Genomic DNA, 14,383 nt, shown 5'->3' on the forward strand with positions numbered 1-14,383 from the left:
AGCCACCTGGCCCCCGGCGGTCCGCTAGATCGCGAGCTCGATCCCGTCAGGGAGGACTTCGACGCCCTCCGCGGCCACCCTGGCGCGGGCCCCGGACGCCGGGTCGAGCAGGGGGTTGGTGTCGTTGAGGTGGGTGTAGATCCGGCGGGTGCGGGGATGGCCGGCCAGGGCGGAGAGGCTGCCGTGCGCGCCGGAGACCGGGAGATGGCACATCGCCGTCCGCCGGGGACCGGAGCCCACCGTGGCGTCCGTCTCGGCGGCGGTGAAGAAGGTGCCGTCCAGCAGCACGCAGTCGGCCTCCGCGCACAGTTCGTCCAGGGTGTCGCTCCAGGCGCCGACGCACGGGGCGTAGAGCAGCACTCCCCCGGTGGCCAGGTCCTCGACGCGGTAGGCCGTGACCCAGCGGCCGTCGGCCCCGGCGAGCGCGGCCGGGACGTACGCCGGGGCCGTGGCGCCGACCGGGTGTGCGGTGACGACCAGGCCGCCGGCCAGCACGAAGCCGCCGTCGGCCAGGCTGTCGGCCCACTCCCAGGGGGCGTAGCGGTCCAGGGCGCCCCGGAGCGGAGCCAGCACCGCCCCCACCGGCGGGGCCGCGTACACCTTGAGGTCCGGCGCCCCGCGCAGCACGGCCAGGCCGGCGACGTGCTCGGCCTCGGCATCGGTGAGCAGTACGCCCCGCACCGGGGTCTCCCGCGGGCCCGGCCCCGGCCACAGCGCGGCCGTGGCGGTGAGCTGGGCGCGGATGTCCGGGGAGGCGTTGAGCAGCCACCAGTCCCGGCCGTTGCCGCTCAGGGCGACGCACTCCTGGCTCCGGGAGGGCAGCTTGCCGTCCCGGGCGGCGGCGCACAGCCCGCAGGCGCAGTTCCACCGCGGGAATCCGCCGCCGGCGGCGGTGCCCAGCAGGACGACCCTCACGACCATCCGCCCCTCTCGCTCTCCCCGGCCCCTGCGGGGATCTTCCCTCAGGACGCGCCGTGTCACCCCTGTTCGGGGGGAACTTCCGGCCGTCCTCCGGAAGGCCGCCGGTCCACCGGGCGCCGCGGCGGAATCGGCTCCGAGGGGAAGTCGCGGCCACCGGTCCACAGCGCGGGCACGGCGTCACAGCGCCGGCACAGCTCGTAGGCGACCGCCTCGTAGTTGACCCGCCAGCCGTGGAAGTGCGGCCAGGCCTCCTCGGTGCCGCGTTCGGCCCGGAAGCCGGTTTTCTCCAGCATGGTCACGGCCTCCTCGAACTCACCATAGGTCAGCTCGACGGGGGCGTCCGGGGCCGGGTCGGTGTCGAAGGCGGCCCGCACGGAGGCGGCGATGTCACGCAGCGCGGTGAACCCGGCGCGCAGCACCAGCCGGGCCTCCGGCGGGGCGCTGCGCGGGGCGAGCGCCAGCTGCATGGCCGCCGCGTCCATCACGGCGATCAGGCCGACCAGCCAGCTGCGGTAGGGGCGGGGCGAGCGGAAGGCCAGCAGGACCGGGTAGGTGGCGTGGCTCTCCCCCATGTCCGCGGCCAGCCGTTCCCAGGACCGGTACAGCTCCGGCAGCGCGGTCTCGGTGTCCACGAGCCACTGCCGGGCGAGGATCTCTGGGCCCCACGCGGGCTCCCCGGCGCGGGACTGCAGAAGGGTGACCTCCAGTTCGCGGCGGTTGTAGGCGGCGTACAGCGTGGGCAGGTAGGCGATCTGCAGCGCGATGACGACCGGGCCGGTGGCGGCGGCGACGAAGTCGAGCGCGGACAGCCGCAGCCGGTCGCCGCTGGCGAAGCCGAGGGTGAACAGGCTGGAGCCGGCCTCCCGGAAGGCGGTGCTCCAGGACAGCGGCGAGAACGCGTACAGCAGCAGCCCGAAGCCGAGGAACGCCCCGCCGAGCCAGGCGGTGAGCATGCCGATCAGCATGAGCGGGGCGAGCCAGGTCTGCGCGCGGTCGATGGCCCGGTAGCCGCCCCGGTGCGCGGCGAGGCAGAGCACGCGGCGCAGGCCCCACCACAGCCGGTAGACCAGCACCGAGTACAGGCCGCGGGGGACCACGAGCGTACGCAGGATGCTGCGCAGGACCAGGATCAGTACCAGTCCCCCGGCCACCCCGGAGATCCATTCCATGGCGCCATTCTGGCCCGCACGGCGGTCTCACGGTGACCGGAGCCCTTCGGTCAGCCCGCGGGCCGGGCCAGCAGGGTGCGCACTCCCTCCGAGGTCAGCGTCAGCGCGTGCGCCGAGCTGCCGTCGATGGCGAGCGACAGGTTCTCCTCGGGCCACTGCGAGGCGAGCGCGCCGAGCGGCACCACGCGGTAGCGGGAGACGGTCGGCAGCAGGCCGGTCAGCTCCCCCTCCGAGGTGAACACGGGGACGACGGGGTCGCCGTCGGGGCGTTCCAGGACGGGCAGGGCGATCATCGCGGGGTCGGCCGCCTCCGCGGCGTCGTCCGGCACCGGGACCAGCACGTCACTGTGCGCGAGTGTGTCCAGGGCGTCGTGGTCCTCGGCGTTCACGGCCAGCGAGTCGAGCGCCCGCTGGGCCGGCGTCGGGAAGTCGTCGTGTGCGGGTGTCACCATGGCAGATCCCCAGGTAGCGGTGGTGGTACGGGCCGCGGAAGTCCGGCAGGGCACCGGGCGGCCACGGCACGCGTACCCGGTCCTGGCCAGGGCATGCGGCCGGAACACGGCCGGGGCTTTCGCCGCACGCGGGCACCGCGCCCGGCCGCCCCTGTCCCGGCAGCTCACGGCCGGGAACCGGCCGGGGTGGCGGAGCGCAGAGAGGGGTGGCGCGGGGCGGGGGGGGAGCCAGGCGGGGTGACGGTTCCCGACGGCCTCGGCGTCCTGGAGAGCGTGGCGGTGTTCCGCCGGGACTGGCTAGGCGAGCACTTCGGCGGTGGTCGTCACCCGGATCAGCGGGCGGTAGAGGTCCAACAGGTGCAGGGCCTTCGCGTGGGAGTCGTCGTCGGCGCCCGCGCAGGCGTCGGCGACGACCAGGACCTCGATGCCGGCGTCGGCGGCCGGCAGTGCGGTGGACAGGACGCAGCAGTCGGTGCTGACGCCGGCCAGGACCAGGCGGCCGTGCGGGGCGGCGCGGGCAGCGAGTTCGGGGGTCCACTTGCCGAACGTGGGGGCGTCCAGGACGACTTCGGCCTGCCCGGCGAACTCGTCCGTCAGGCGCCAGAGTTCGGCGTCGGGAGGCCGGAGTGCGAAGGGCCACCGGTCGTAGTAGGCACGCCATGCTCCGGTGGGGCGGGCCGGGGCGACGAAGCGGGTGAAGACCGTGCGCGAGCCGAACGCCGGGAGCAGGCGTCGTACGCCCGCTGCCGCCTCGGCGTAGCGCGGGGCGGCCCAGGGGCCGGCCGGGTCCGCGAACACGTGCTGCATGTCGATGACGGCCAGGAGGCCGGGCGGGGTGGTCATACGGTCGTCGCCGGGACGCTCGCGGGCAGGGACTCCTGGGCCCTGACCCGGCCGCGGCCCAGGGCCAGGGTGCCGAGGAAGCCGAGCGCCAGGGCGGCCAGGACGCCCAGGTTGGCGTACGCCCAGGCGCCGGACCTGCCGCCGAGGCCGAGCGGACCCAGCAGATACCCCTGCCAGGTCAGCCAGCTCGCGGCGGTGTTGGTGACCAGGCCCCAGCCGAGGGCGGTGGCGGCGAGAGTGAGCAGCAGGGGCAGCAGGGGGACGTCGCCGTAGCGGCCGTCCGGGCGGTAGAGGCCGGCCTCGTCGTAGTCGCGACGGCGCAGTGCCAGGTCGGCGAGCATGATCCCGCACCAGGCGGCGATCGGCACGCCGAGGGTGGTGAGGAAGCCCATGAACTGGCCGAGGAAGTCGCCGGCGAAGAAGACGATGTAGACGGAGCCGGCGGTCATCAGGACGCCGTCGGCCAGGGCGGCGAGGTAGCGGGGCACGGGCAGGCCCGCGGAGAGCAGGGCCAGTCCGGAGGAGTAGATGTCCAGGACCGCGCCGCCGACCAGGCCGAGGACGGCCACGACGGCGAACGGGACCAGGAACCAGGTGGGCAGCAGGGTGGTGAGCGCGCCGATGGGGTCGGCGGCGATCGCCTTGTCCAGGGGCGCCGAGGAGCCCGCGAGCAGCAGCCCGAAGACCAGCAGGAGCAGCGGGGCGACGGAGCCGCCGAAGGTGGTCCAGCCGATCACGCCCCGGCTGGCGGAGGAGCGGGGCAGATAACGCGAGTAGTCGGCGGCCGCGTTGACCCAGCCGAGGCCGAAGCCGGTCATCATGAACACCAGCGCGCCGATGAACTCCTGGGCGCTGCCGGACGGGATCGAGTTCACCGTCGCCCAGTGGATGTGGTCGGCGACGAGGACGACGTAGACGACGGTGAGGACGCCGGTGACCACCGTGATCACGGTCTGCAGCCGCATGATCAGGTCGAAGCCCGTCACTCCGCCGGCCACGGTCAGCCCGCAGACCACGATCAGCGCGACCACCTCGGTCTCGGTGCCGCCGCCCCGGCCGAGCCGGGTGAAGACGGTCGCGGTGGCCATGGTGGCGAGGGCGGTCAGGACGGTCTCCCAGCCGACGGTGAGCACCCAGGAGACGACCGAGGGCAGCCGGTTGCCCCGGACGCCGTAGGCGGCCCGGCTGAGCACCATGGTGGGTGCCGAGCCCCGCTTCCCGGCGACCGCGACGAAGCCGCAGAGCAGGAAGGAGGCGAGGATGCCGAGGACACCGGCGGCCAGCGCCTGCCAGAAGGAGATGCCGAAGCCGAGCGCGAAGGCGCCGTAACTCATCCCGAGGACGGAGACGTTCGCGCCGAACCAGGGCCAGAACAGGGTGCGCGGGGTGCCCTTGCGGTCCCCGTCGCCGATCACGTCGAGCCCGTGCGTCTCGACCTGGAACTGTCTGCCGGGTTCCCGTGCGTCCGCCATCGTCGGCCCATCCGTCCAGGTGTGTTGGCTGGAGGCTAGGTCGGCCGGTGACGACGGTCAAGAACAAATGATCAGGCGGGCCCCGGGGCAGCGGGCCCGTACGGCACCGCACCCCCGGCAGGCCTGTGGCCCCGTCAACCACCCGGATCCGCAACCCGATCGGGCCACCCCGATTTGACACCGTCCACCGCCCGCTCCAATCTTTGCTCATGAATTCCATTTTCAAAAGGAGGAGCGGCAGAGGATGCGTGTGGCTTTCGTCGGCAAGGGCGGCAGCGGCAAGACGACGCTGTCGGCCCTCTTCGCCCGTCATCTGGCCCGCTCCGGCGCACCGGTCGTGGCGATCGACGGTGACATCAACCAGCACCTGGCCCATGCCCTCGGCCTCGACGAGGACCAGCTGTTCGCGGCGCCGCCACTGAGTGCGCGGACCGGCGCGATCAAGGACTACCTGCGCGGCACCAACCCCCGGATCGCGTCCCGGGAGGCCATGGTCAAGACGACACCGCCGGGGCGGGGCTCGCGGCTGCTGCGGCTGCTGGGCGACGACGAGGTGCACTCCCGCCATGTCCAGGACGTCGGCGGGGTGCCGCTGATGGTCACCGGGGCGTTCGCCGGGAGCGACCTCGGGGTGGCCTGCTACCACTCCAAGCTCGGCGCGGTGGAGTTGTATCTCAACCATCTGGTGGACGGGCCCGGCGAGTACGTGGTCGTCGACATGACGGCCGGCGCCGACGCCTTCGCCTCCGGTCTGTTCACCCGTTTCGACATGACCTTCCTGGTGGTCGAGCCGACCCGCAAGAGCCTGTCCGTGTACCACCAGTACCGGGACCACGCGGCCGAGTTCCAGATCCCGGTCGCCGTGGTCGGCAACAAGGTGGCCGGCGCGGACGACCTCGCCTTCCTGCGCGAGCGGGTGGGCGACGACCTGCTGGCCCACTGCGGGCTGTCGCCCTACGTCCGCGCCCAGGAACAGGGGCGGGGCGGCGGCGCGCTGGAGCGGCACAACTCCCGGGCGCTGGACCGGCTGCGGGCCGCGGTGGACGCGCGGAGCAAGGACTGGGAGGCCTTCCAGCGGCACGCCGTGGAGTTCCACCTGCGCAACGCCGCCGCCTGGGCGGACGCGGCGACGGGCCGGGACCTGGCCGCCCAGGTCGATCCGGACTTCCGGCACGGCCCGGCGGCACTGCCCGCCTTCGTCTGACACCACCACCTTCAGTGACCACAACGAGAAGAACAGGACATCACCACATGTCGCTCGACGTCTCCCCGCAACTGCTCGCCGAAGCCGAGAACGGTGCGGTACGGGAGGAGGACTTCATGGAAACCGTCCGTACGTCACTGCCCTACGCGTACGAGCTGATCGCCCGACTGGCCGCCGAACTGCGTTCCGGAACCGCCGAGTTCGCCGACAACCAGACCCCGCCGCCCTCGGAGCGGGAGCGCGGGCAGCTGCTGCGGGCACTGTCCTCCGACGCGATCCGGGGCAGCCTGGAGCGGCACTTCGGGGTCGCCCTGGCCTTCCAGAACTGCCACCGGGTCGCGGTGTTCCCGCCCGGGGCGCGCGGCGGCGAGACGCACACCCGGTTCACCTCGACGCGCGCGCAGATCCTCAACCAGTCACCGGAGTTGCGCGACTGCTGAGTTCTCCGCCGGGCGGCTCCACGAGAGCCGCCCGGCACCGCGGGCGCTCCGGCGCGAACCGTCGGCCCGCGGGCTCCGGGAGACCGCGGCGGCGGCCGCCCGGACCGGCCGGGGCGAGTCCGGCCGGGCCGGCCGGTCCCGACCGGCCGAACACGCCCACGGCGGCGGTGACGGCCCCGTGGGAGTCGCGCACCGGCATCCCGAAAGCCGCCGCGCTCCTCGCCGCCGCCGCTCCTCGGTGAGCGTGCCGCGCGTGCCCTGCCGCGCGCTCAGCCGGCGACGATCTCGGCGAACCGCTCCGCGCCCACGTTGCCGCCGGACAGGACGACCCCGATCCGGCGCGGCAGCGGCGCCACCCGGTGGGCGAGCAGCGCGGCCAGACCGCTGGCGCCGCTCGGCTCCAGGACGGTCTTCAGACGCTCGAAGGCGAACCGCATCGCGTCCCCGATCTGGTCGTCGCCGACCAGCGAGATGTCGTCCACCAAGCGCTGGTTGAGGGAGAAGGTCAGCTCCCCGGGGATGTCCGCGGCCTGGCCGTCGGCGATGGTACGGGGCACCGGGACCGACACCCGGTGTCCCGCCGCCAGGGACCGCTTGGTGTCGTCGCCGGCCTCGGGCTCGACCCCCACCACCCTGATCCCGGGCAGCAGCCCCTTGGCGGCGGTGGCGCTGCCCGCGATCAGCCCGCCGCCCCCGACCGGCACCACCAGGGCGTCCAGTTCGCCGGCTTCCTCGATGAGTTCGAGAGCGGCCGTGCCCTGTCCGGCGATGACGTGCGGGTGCTCGTAGGGCGGGATCAGCGCGAGCCCGCGTTCGGCGGCGAGGGCCTCGCCGATCGCGACCCGGTCGCCGGTGTAGCGGTCGTACGTCACGATCTCCGCGCCGTATCCGGCGGTCGCCTCCAGCTTGGCGCGCGGACTGTCCTCGGGCATCACGATGACGGCGGTGGTCCCGAGTTCACGGGCAGCGAGGGCGACGGCCTGGGCGTGGTTGCCGGAGGAGTAGGCGGCGATGCCCTTGGCGAGCTGCGCGGCGGACAGCCGGGACGCGGCGTTGTAGGCGCCCCGGAACTTGAACGCCCCGACGCGCTGGAGATTCTCGCACTTCAGGAAGACCTCCGCACCGACCAGTTCGTCCAGGGTGCGCGAGCGCAGCACGGGGGTGCGGTGGGCCACGCCCTTGATCCGCGCCGCCGCGTCCTGCACGTCCCGGAGGGTCACGGGCGGAGTGTCGGGCATGTTCGTCCTCCGTTCTGGGCGCCGCCGCGTGCCGGGTGGGCGCCGGCGACGGACGTGACAGCGGCCGTTCGTCACCGGCCGGCGGCCGCTCGGCGCCGACCGCATGGACTGATTGTCTATCATCTGGACGTGAAGTCCAGACCAGATCGGGGCGGATGGCACGGAGGCGAGCCGATGGCACAGGAACGGGCGGTTGCGGGCGGGGAGGCGGCGGCGCGGGCCGAACAGGACGCGATCATCGGCGCGCTGTCCCCGGTCGTCGACGGGATCGCGGCGACCTTCGGCTCCTTCTGCGAGGTCGTCGTCCACGACTTCCGCCGTCCGGAGCACTCCGTCGTCGCCCTCGCCGGATCAGTAACCGGCCGGGGGGTCGGCGGTTCCATGAGCGAGATCGGCGTGAAACTGCTGGCGGCCGGTGACGAGGCACGCGACGAGCTGAACTACCTGACCCGCACCCGGGACGGGAAGCTGGTCAAGTCGTCCACGATGGTGCTGCGCGACTCACGCGGCACGGCGTTCGGGGCGCTGTGCGTGAACCTCGACGTCACGGCCGTCCACCAGGTGCACGCCCTGGTCGGCGGCCTCGCCGGGGTCGGCGGCGGGCCCGGGGCGCCGCCGGCCACCACGTTCGGCGACGACGTCACCGCCGTCCTGGACTCGATCGTCGACGCCGGCCAGCTCCGCCGGCCCAAGCCGTGGCCCCACCTCACCCGCGAGGAACGGCTGGCACTGTTCCGGGACCTCGACCGGCAGGGCGTCTTCGCGGTGCGCGGCGCGGTCCAGCAGGTCGCCACCCGCCTCGGCATCTCCCGGGCCTCTGCCTACACCTACCTGTCGGCGGCGCGCGCCGGCTGACCGACGGCCCCTTTCGAGACCGAGGCCGCCGTCGGGTCGTCCGACCACGCGCTACGGGCCCGCCCCGTGCTCGACGGTGGCATGCACCGACTGCCCGGCACCTGGGCCCCGGCCCGGTCCGGCAGCCGTCGGCACCGCGTTCGTCGCGCCCGCCGCCCCCGGCGGACTCGCCCGCCGTGTCGCCACCGCCCGGTCGGCACGTCCACCGCGCCCCGCCACCCCCGCCACCGCCTGGCCGGCACGTCCACGTCTGCGCGGGACGCGGGCCCGGTCGTCAGCCGCCGCCAGAGCATCCGGAGCCGCACGGGCAGCGCACACGACTCGAAGCCGGCTGTGCTAGCCGATGTCGACGACCCGGGCCCAGGCGGGCGGTGCGTCCGGTACGTAGCCGGGGTCGTCCGTCTCCCATGACGTGCCGCCGTACCGCCGGGGGAACAGGCCCACCACCGTCCGGCAGGCCGGCTGTGTCTTCGGCCAGGGTGTCTGGCCGTCGGTGAGGGCGACGACGACGTCCGGGGCCGGCCGCGCCCGCAGTGCCCTGGCGAAGCCCGCGCGCAGGTCCGTACCGCCGCCGCCGACCAGCGCGATGCCCTCCGCGCGGCACAGCGGCTGCACGGTCCGGGCGGCGGCGTCGCAGGACAGCACGGAGACCAGGTCCCGTCGGCCGCCGACGGCGCGGGCGATCGCGGTCACCTCCAGCAGGGCGCTGCCCAGTTCGGCGTCGCTGACCGAACCGGAGGTGTCGATGACGACCGAGACCCGCGGCGGGCGGCGGCGCAGGCTCGGGAGCACCACGCCGGGCAGCCCGGCCGAGCGGCGCGACGGGCGGCCGTAGCTGTAGTCGTCACCGGCGCCGGCGGCCGCAGCCGCCGAGCGGACCGCGGCGCCCAGCAACTCCCGCCAGGGCTGCGGCGGATGGAAGGCCTCCTCCGCCCAGCGCCGCCAGCCGTCCGGCGTGCTGCCCGGCCGCCCGGTGATGGCCTGCGCCACCCGGAACCGGACCCCGTCCCGCTCCTGTTCGCTGAGGCCGTGCGCGCCGTCCGGGCCCAGGTCCCACTCCCGTTCCCGGCCGTCGGCCCCGCTGCCGCAGTCCAGCCAGGTGAGGTCCTGCGTCAGCGGCCCGAGCCGGAACTGGCGCAGGTATTCCTCCATCAACTGGCCTTCGGGCAGCCGCAGCATGTACGGCCGGACGGCGCCCTGCGGCTGGGCCAGGCCGTCGCCGTACGCGTCGTCGTTGATCTCCAGGTCCGCCGCGATGTTCATCCGCAGCCGCTCACCGGCCCCGGTCAGCCCGCGCTGCCTCGCCACCCGGTCGCTGCGCGCGTGGTGGTCGCGCAGCAGGTGCGACACCTCGTGCACCCACACGCCGGCGAGGTCCTCCTCCGGCATCCGGTCCACGAAGGCGGGCGAGACGTAGCACCGCCAGTGCTTGTCGACGGCCATGGTCGGCACCTGCCGGGACGCCACGACGTGCAGGGCGAACAGCGCCGTCGCGAGGTAGGGCCGGGCCCGGGCGGCCTGCAGCCGGGCGGCGTACAGCTTGTCCAGGTCCAGCGCCCCGGCCGGTACGGCGTCCGGGGCGGTGCTGGGGTCGATGCCCGGTGCGGCCTCCGGTTCGGCGCTCGATTCGGTGCCCAGGCCGGTGCTCGGGCCGGCGCCCGGGCCGACGTCCGAGCCGGTGCTCGGACCGGTGCCCAGGCCGACGTCCGGGCCAACGCTCGGTTTGGTGCTCACGTCGGCGCTCCGTTCGGCGCATCGTTCGGTGCTCACGTCGGCGCTCGCTTCGGTACCCGGTTCGGTGCTCATCGGCCGGCCTTCGCGGTGACGCGTTCGGCGGCCCGGTCGGCGCGGCGGGACACCGCCACCACTCCGGCGAGCCGTTCGATCGCCGCCGGGACGTCCCAGTCGTCCCGGCGCAGCGAGGCCAGGGTGGTGGCGGGGACGACCACGAGGTCGGGGGCTCCGGTGTCCAGCGCCCGCACCAGCAGGGCCCAGGCGGCGTCCCACCGGGACCGCTCCGGCCGTTCGCGGACCGCCGCGACCACACCGTCCAGCACGGCCTGGCGCAGATCACCGCGCTCGGGCAGGTCGGCCGCGGCCGGGTCCGCGAGCAGCGTCTCGGGGTCCGGGAGCTCCATCCGGTCGACGCTCGCCAGCAGTTCCAGCCCCGGGCCGTCCCCGACGGTCCCTCTGACCAGCAGGGAGAGCACGTCCCGGGAGGAGCCGGCGGCGTGCGCGAAGGCGACCAGGCGCAGCGTCATGTCCCAGCTGCGGGGCGACGGCCAGGCGCCGCCCCGCCGCATCTCGCCGCTCGGCAGCCGGTGGACGAGCGTGGGCCGGGTGGCGAGCAGGCCGCACACCGCGCGGCGCGCGAAGTCCACCGCGGCGGGCAGCCGTTCCGGGTCGAGCCGGGGCAGGATCGCCCGCGGCCAGGTGCCGCCGAGACCGCGGACGACGACCTCGTGGTCGTGGGCCCACTGCAGATGCACGAACCGGTTGGCCAGCGGCGGGCTCAGCTCCCAGCCGTCGGCGGCCGAGGAACGCGGGTTGGCGGCGGCGACGATCCGTACGCCGGGCGGCAGCCGGAGGGCGCCGACCCGACGCTCAAGGACCAGCCGGAGCAGGGCGGCCTGCACCGCCGGGGGCGCGGTGGACAGTTCGTCGAGGAACAGCAGGCCGCGGCCGGCCCGCACCAGCCGTACCGCCCAGTCCGGCGGGGCCATCGGGACGCCCTGGACGGCCGGGTCGTCGCCTACGACGGGCAGGCCGGAGAAGTCGGACGGCTCGTGCACGCTGGCGATCACCGTGGTGAGCGGCAGGTCGAGCGTCTCGGCCAGCCGGTTCAGGGCGGCGGTCTTGCCGATGCCGGGCTCGCCCCACAGGAGGACGGGCAGGTCGGCGGCGACGGCGAGGGTGAGCGCCTCCAGCTGGGTGTCGGGCCGGGGTTCGGTGACGGATTCGCCGAGGAGTCCCAGCAGGGTGTCCGCGACGGCGAGTTGGTCAGGGGCATGAGTGGTCATGGGAGATCACCTTGGGGTGTGAGAAAGCAAGTGGGTGGGTGTCAGCGCCAGGTGGCGGGGCGTGGGCCCAGGCGTGGGTCGCGGACGGACCGGCGTCGCCGGGTACGGACCGGCCCGGTGCGGGATCCGGCGAGTCCCGCGCGGTAGAGGCCGTATGTGATCCGGCGTTGCGCGGCCGACTCCAGCTCGTCCTTCAACGGGCCGTCGCGCAGCACGGCTTCGGGCCCCAGCAGGCCTTCGACGACGGCGAGCGCACCGGCGATGTCCCCGTGGTCGAGGCGCTCGCGGACGCCGGTGAGGCAGTCGGGGCGGCGGTGCGCCTCGTCGATGACCCGCAGGCAGGGCAGCGGCGGGCCGCCGAGCGCCACCAGCAGTTCCTCGCGCCGCAGTTCGTCCGGCGAGTGGTCCAGTGGGGACAGCACTCCGTCGACCATGCCGATCCGGTGCCGGGCGCCCCGGCACTCCACGAGGCCCGGCTGCTGCCCGGCCGGGTCCGTGAGCGGGACCCGGGTGGCCGCCTCGTGTCCGGGGACGAGCGCCGCGGCGACCAGCGGATGCAACCGGTCGGCGTCGACCAGCCCGGCACGCAGCAGCTCCAGGTCGGGGAGCGTCCAGGTCGCCGCGTCGGGCAGCACGGGCAGCGCGCCGGTGCCGTCGTCCCGGCCGACGGACAGGGTCCCGTCGGCCGCGAGTCGCAGCGCGAGCCGCCGCCGGCCGCTCAGGCGTACGGCGACGATGCCGCTGTCCCGTCCCTCGGCATCCAGCACGATCAGCGCCTCGTCCGCCCACCGCTCCGTGGCACACGACGCTTCTTCGCGAGCCAGGAGTCCGTCGGCGGACACGAAGGATCCGCCGCGGGCGGGCCGTTCGCCGTACGCGGGCCGGTCGGCGTACGCGGGCCGGTCGGCGTACGCGGGCCGCTCGGCGCCTGCGCGGATCCGCAGCTCACCGGCGGCACCCGCGTCCCACAGATGGCGGTGCAGGTCGAAGCGGAACCGCCGGCTGGGGCGCGGATGCGGATGCCCCCGGGCGGCCGGCTCGGTCAGCGTGCCGTCCCACAGCGCGAGGCTGATCCGCTGCCCGGCGTCGGCCCAGGCGGGCGGGGTCCGGACCACGAGGCACACAGCGCCGTCCCCGGTGTCGTAACGGGCGAGCGGCATGGTCAGCCCCGGCCGCAGCAGCCCGCCTGGCGCGACCCTCGGCAGATGCCAGCGCAAGAGGTCGGGCGCCAGCCGGCGCAGGTCGGCGCGGACCTGTTCCTTCACGTCCCGGCCCCAGGCACGGGCCAGGGCGCGCAGGTCGAGGTCGATGTCGAAACCGGCGGCGGCAGCGGCCCCCGCCCAGTCCCCGGCAGTGCGGCGGGCGGTCGCGGTCTCGATCATGGCGGGCGGCACGGCGAACTCGCGCACGCGCCGCCACAGGGAGAGGCGGGTGTCCCCGTCCGTGAAGTGAGTGGCCATCAGCACTCACCTTGAGCGGACGGGACCCCCAATCTGACAGCGGAGTAAGTGGTCATCGCGGCGAGCATACGGCGGCCTCGCCCCGGTCTGCCAGCCGATTACGCACCGGTGCGCACGTGACGCGGATCACCCCGACCGGGTGCAGCGTTCTGCCGCTTCCAGGGCCTTTTCCCAGGTGTAGACAGCCGGGGAGAGCGGGGACCGTGGGAATGGAGCAGGCTCGGGCCGGTGAGTACGACGAGTTCGTGGCGGCCCGCTGGTCGGGGCTGTTCCATCTGGCCCGTCTGCTCACCGGCGGCGACCGGCATCGGGCCGAGGATCTGTTGCAGGACTCCTTGGTCCGGTTGTGGTTCGTCTGGCCGAAGATCGCCGACGAGGCACCGGAGGCGTACGTCCGGAAGGTCATGGCGCGTGCGGCGGCCCGTTCGGCGCGGCGCCGCTGGTGGGGCGAGCGCCCCGTCGAGGAACTGCCCGAGGTCGCGGTGGCCGGTGACATGTCGGCGATCGTCGCCGAGCGTTCCCGGTTGGAGGCCGCGCTGGCGCTGCTGACACCACGTCAGCGGGCCGCAGTCGTCCTGCGCTACTACCAGGACCTGCCCGACCGGCAGGTCGCCGAGGTGCTGGGGTGCCCGGTGGGCACCGCCCGGTCGCACGCGGCGCGCGGGGTGGCCCGGCTGCGGGATCTGCTGGCGGACGTCATCGAGCCGGTGGGGTGAGGAAGAGGCCATGGATCACTTCGAACGGCAGTTGACGCAGCTGATGCACGGCGACCGGGAACCGGCGGCGTTCGAGCCCCGGCATCGGGACCGGCTGCGGGCCGGTGTGCGGGCGCGACGGCGGGTGCGGGCGGCCCGGCGGGCGGCCGGCGGTGTCCTCGCGGCCGCGGGGCTCTGCCTCGGCCTGTTCCTGTGGCCCCACTCCGATGTCCGTGACGAGCCCAGCGCACCGCACCCCTGGCCCGCGGCCAGCCCCACCGGCGGTACGGCGCCGACGCCGAGCCTGTCCCCCAGCCCGCCGCCCTCCGGCGTCACGACCTCGGCTCCCCCGCCCACGGCCACCACCGCGCCCGACGTCACCCCGCCGGCCACGAGCGGGGACACCGCCTCCTCCTCACCGACCACGACGCCCACGGCCACCCCGGACGCGGGCACGACCCAGGGCGCCGCCCAGGGCTCGTCCACCACGTCCCCGCCGTCGGCACCCGCGACCGCGAACTCCAGCCCGTCGGGCGGCGCGTCCGCCGGCTCGTCGGCCACGGTCGACTCGGCCGGATAACGGCCGGACAGCGGCCGGACAGCGGTCCGACAAC

At 74.7% G+C, this 14,383-nt stretch carries 14 protein-coding genes; 5 read left to right on the forward strand and 9 right to left on the reverse strand.

The features are described from left to right. Window positions 1-24: 24 nt before the first annotated feature. From pqqB to LQ326_RS22100, 5 genes are all read right to left on the reverse strand, one after another. Entirely contained in the window at window positions 25-921 is an 897-nt protein-coding gene (gene pqqB / locus LQ326_RS22080) for a pyrroloquinoline quinone biosynthesis protein PqqB (protein ID WP_234539038.1), read from the reverse strand. Window positions 922-977: 56 nt separating this feature from the next. Beyond that, window positions 978-2,090: a hypothetical protein gene (locus tag LQ326_RS22085; protein ID WP_234539040.1), complete on the reverse strand. Its 1,113-nt coding sequence runs from the start codon at window positions 2,088-2,090 to the stop codon at window positions 978-980. A 50-nt stretch (window positions 2,091-2,140) separates the two neighbouring features. After that, a complete protein-coding gene (locus tag LQ326_RS22090; protein WP_181809386.1) occupies window positions 2,141-2,542 on the reverse strand; it encodes an SseB family protein in 402 nt (133 codons plus the stop codon). A gap of 297 nt (window positions 2,543-2,839) precedes the next feature. After that, window positions 2,840-3,385, reverse strand: coding sequence for a cysteine hydrolase family protein (locus LQ326_RS22095; protein WP_234539042.1), 546 nt, complete (start codon window positions 3,383-3,385; stop codon window positions 2,840-2,842). Continuing rightward, entirely contained in the window at window positions 3,382-4,857 is a 1,476-nt protein-coding gene (locus tag LQ326_RS22100) for a purine-cytosine permease family protein (RefSeq protein WP_234539043.1), read from the reverse strand. Before LQ326_RS22100 ends, LQ326_RS22095 begins: the two co-directional genes overlap by 4 nt. Window positions 4,858-5,101: 244 nt before the next feature. Here LQ326_RS22100 and LQ326_RS22105 point away from each other — a divergent pair, with 244 nt between their 5' ends. Next, window positions 5,102-6,061, forward strand: coding sequence for an ATP-binding protein (locus LQ326_RS22105; protein WP_234539046.1), 960 nt, complete (start codon window positions 5,102-5,104; stop codon window positions 6,059-6,061). A gap of 47 nt (window positions 6,062-6,108) precedes the next feature. Continuing rightward, a complete protein-coding gene (locus LQ326_RS22110; protein ID WP_234539048.1) occupies window positions 6,109-6,501 on the forward strand; it encodes an SCO5389 family protein in 393 nt (130 codons plus the stop codon). A gap of 269 nt (window positions 6,502-6,770) precedes the next feature. Here LQ326_RS22110 and LQ326_RS22115 read toward each other — a convergent pair whose 3' ends face one another. Next, entirely contained in the window at window positions 6,771-7,739 is a 969-nt protein-coding gene (locus LQ326_RS22115) for a pyridoxal-phosphate dependent enzyme (protein WP_234539049.1), read from the reverse strand. A gap of 174 nt (window positions 7,740-7,913) precedes the next feature. On the opposite strand from LQ326_RS22115, the gene LQ326_RS22120 reads away from it, so the two are divergent. Beyond that, a complete protein-coding gene (locus tag LQ326_RS22120; protein ID WP_234539050.1) occupies window positions 7,914-8,594 on the forward strand; it encodes a helix-turn-helix transcriptional regulator in 681 nt (226 codons plus the stop codon). A gap of 336 nt (window positions 8,595-8,930) precedes the next feature. Here LQ326_RS22120 and LQ326_RS22125 read toward each other — a convergent pair whose 3' ends face one another. The 3 genes from LQ326_RS22125 to LQ326_RS22135 form a co-directional block, all read right to left on the reverse strand. Next, window positions 8,931-10,190 carry a vWA domain-containing protein gene (locus LQ326_RS22125; protein ID WP_234539278.1) on the reverse strand — a complete coding sequence of 420 codons (1,260 nt, stop codon included), beginning with the start codon at window positions 10,188-10,190 and terminating at the stop codon, window positions 8,931-8,933. A gap of 206 nt (window positions 10,191-10,396) precedes the next feature. Then, complete coding sequence (locus tag LQ326_RS22130) at window positions 10,397-11,614, reverse strand: AAA family ATPase (RefSeq protein ID WP_234539051.1); 1,218 nt, start codon at window positions 11,612-11,614, stop codon at window positions 10,397-10,399. A gap of 41 nt (window positions 11,615-11,655) precedes the next feature. Continuing rightward, window positions 11,656-13,074 carry a hypothetical protein gene (locus LQ326_RS22135; protein WP_234539052.1) on the reverse strand — a complete coding sequence of 473 codons (1,419 nt, stop codon included), beginning with the start codon at window positions 13,072-13,074 and terminating at the stop codon, window positions 11,656-11,658. A gap of 209 nt (window positions 13,075-13,283) precedes the next feature. Between LQ326_RS22135 and LQ326_RS22140 the strand changes: the two genes are divergently transcribed. Further along, window positions 13,284-13,790 carry a SigE family RNA polymerase sigma factor gene (locus LQ326_RS22140; protein WP_234539053.1) on the forward strand — a complete coding sequence of 169 codons (507 nt, stop codon included), beginning with the start codon at window positions 13,284-13,286 and terminating at the stop codon, window positions 13,788-13,790. A 10-nt stretch (window positions 13,791-13,800) separates the two neighbouring features. Continuing rightward, on the forward strand, window positions 13,801-14,349 hold the full coding sequence (locus tag LQ326_RS22145; protein WP_234539054.1) for a hypothetical protein: 549 nt from the start codon (window positions 13,801-13,803) through the stop codon (window positions 14,347-14,349). Window positions 14,350-14,383: the final 34 nt, after the last annotated feature.

Origin of the sequence: Streptomyces shenzhenensis, assembly GCF_021462265.1 — a bacterium.
Lineage (GTDB): Bacteria > Actinomycetota > Actinomycetes > Streptomycetales > Streptomycetaceae > Streptomyces > Streptomyces shenzhenensis.

Bases quoted from the DNA above. Each gene is read 5' to 3' on its own strand.
- LQ326_RS22090 (WP_181809386.1), bottom strand. From the start codon at position 2,542: ATGGTGACACCCGCACACGACGACTTCCCGACGCCGGCCCAGCGGGCG.
- pqqB (WP_234539038.1), bottom strand. From the start codon at position 921: ATGGTCGTGAGGGTCGTCCTGCTGGGCACCGCCGCCGGCGGCGGATTC.
- LQ326_RS22130 (WP_234539051.1), bottom strand. From the start codon at position 11,614: ATGACCACTCATGCCCCTGACCAACTCGCCGTCGCGGACACCCTGCTG.
- LQ326_RS22115 (WP_234539049.1), bottom strand. From the start codon at position 7,739: ATGCCCGACACTCCGCCCGTGACCCTCCGGGACGTGCAGGACGCGGCG.
- LQ326_RS22095 (WP_234539042.1), bottom strand. From the start codon at position 3,385: ATGACCACCCCGCCCGGCCTCCTGGCCGTCATCGACATGCAGCACGTG.
- LQ326_RS22110 (WP_234539048.1), top strand. From the start codon at position 6,109: ATGTCGCTCGACGTCTCCCCGCAACTGCTCGCCGAAGCCGAGAACGGT.
- LQ326_RS22120 (WP_234539050.1), top strand. From the start codon at position 7,914: ATGGCACAGGAACGGGCGGTTGCGGGCGGGGAGGCGGCGGCGCGGGCC.
- LQ326_RS22105 (WP_234539046.1), top strand. From the start codon at position 5,102: ATGCGTGTGGCTTTCGTCGGCAAGGGCGGCAGCGGCAAGACGACGCTG.
- LQ326_RS22145 (WP_234539054.1), top strand. From the start codon at position 13,801: ATGGATCACTTCGAACGGCAGTTGACGCAGCTGATGCACGGCGACCGG.
- LQ326_RS22135 (WP_234539052.1), bottom strand. From the start codon at position 13,074: ATGGCCACTCACTTCACGGACGGGGACACCCGCCTCTCCCTGTGGCGG.
- LQ326_RS22140 (WP_234539053.1), top strand. From the start codon at position 13,284: ATGGAGCAGGCTCGGGCCGGTGAGTACGACGAGTTCGTGGCGGCCCGC.
- LQ326_RS22085 (WP_234539040.1), bottom strand. From the start codon at position 2,090: ATGGAATGGATCTCCGGGGTGGCCGGGGGACTGGTACTGATCCTGGTC.
- LQ326_RS22100 (WP_234539043.1), bottom strand. From the start codon at position 4,857: ATGGCGGACGCACGGGAACCCGGCAGACAGTTCCAGGTCGAGACGCAC.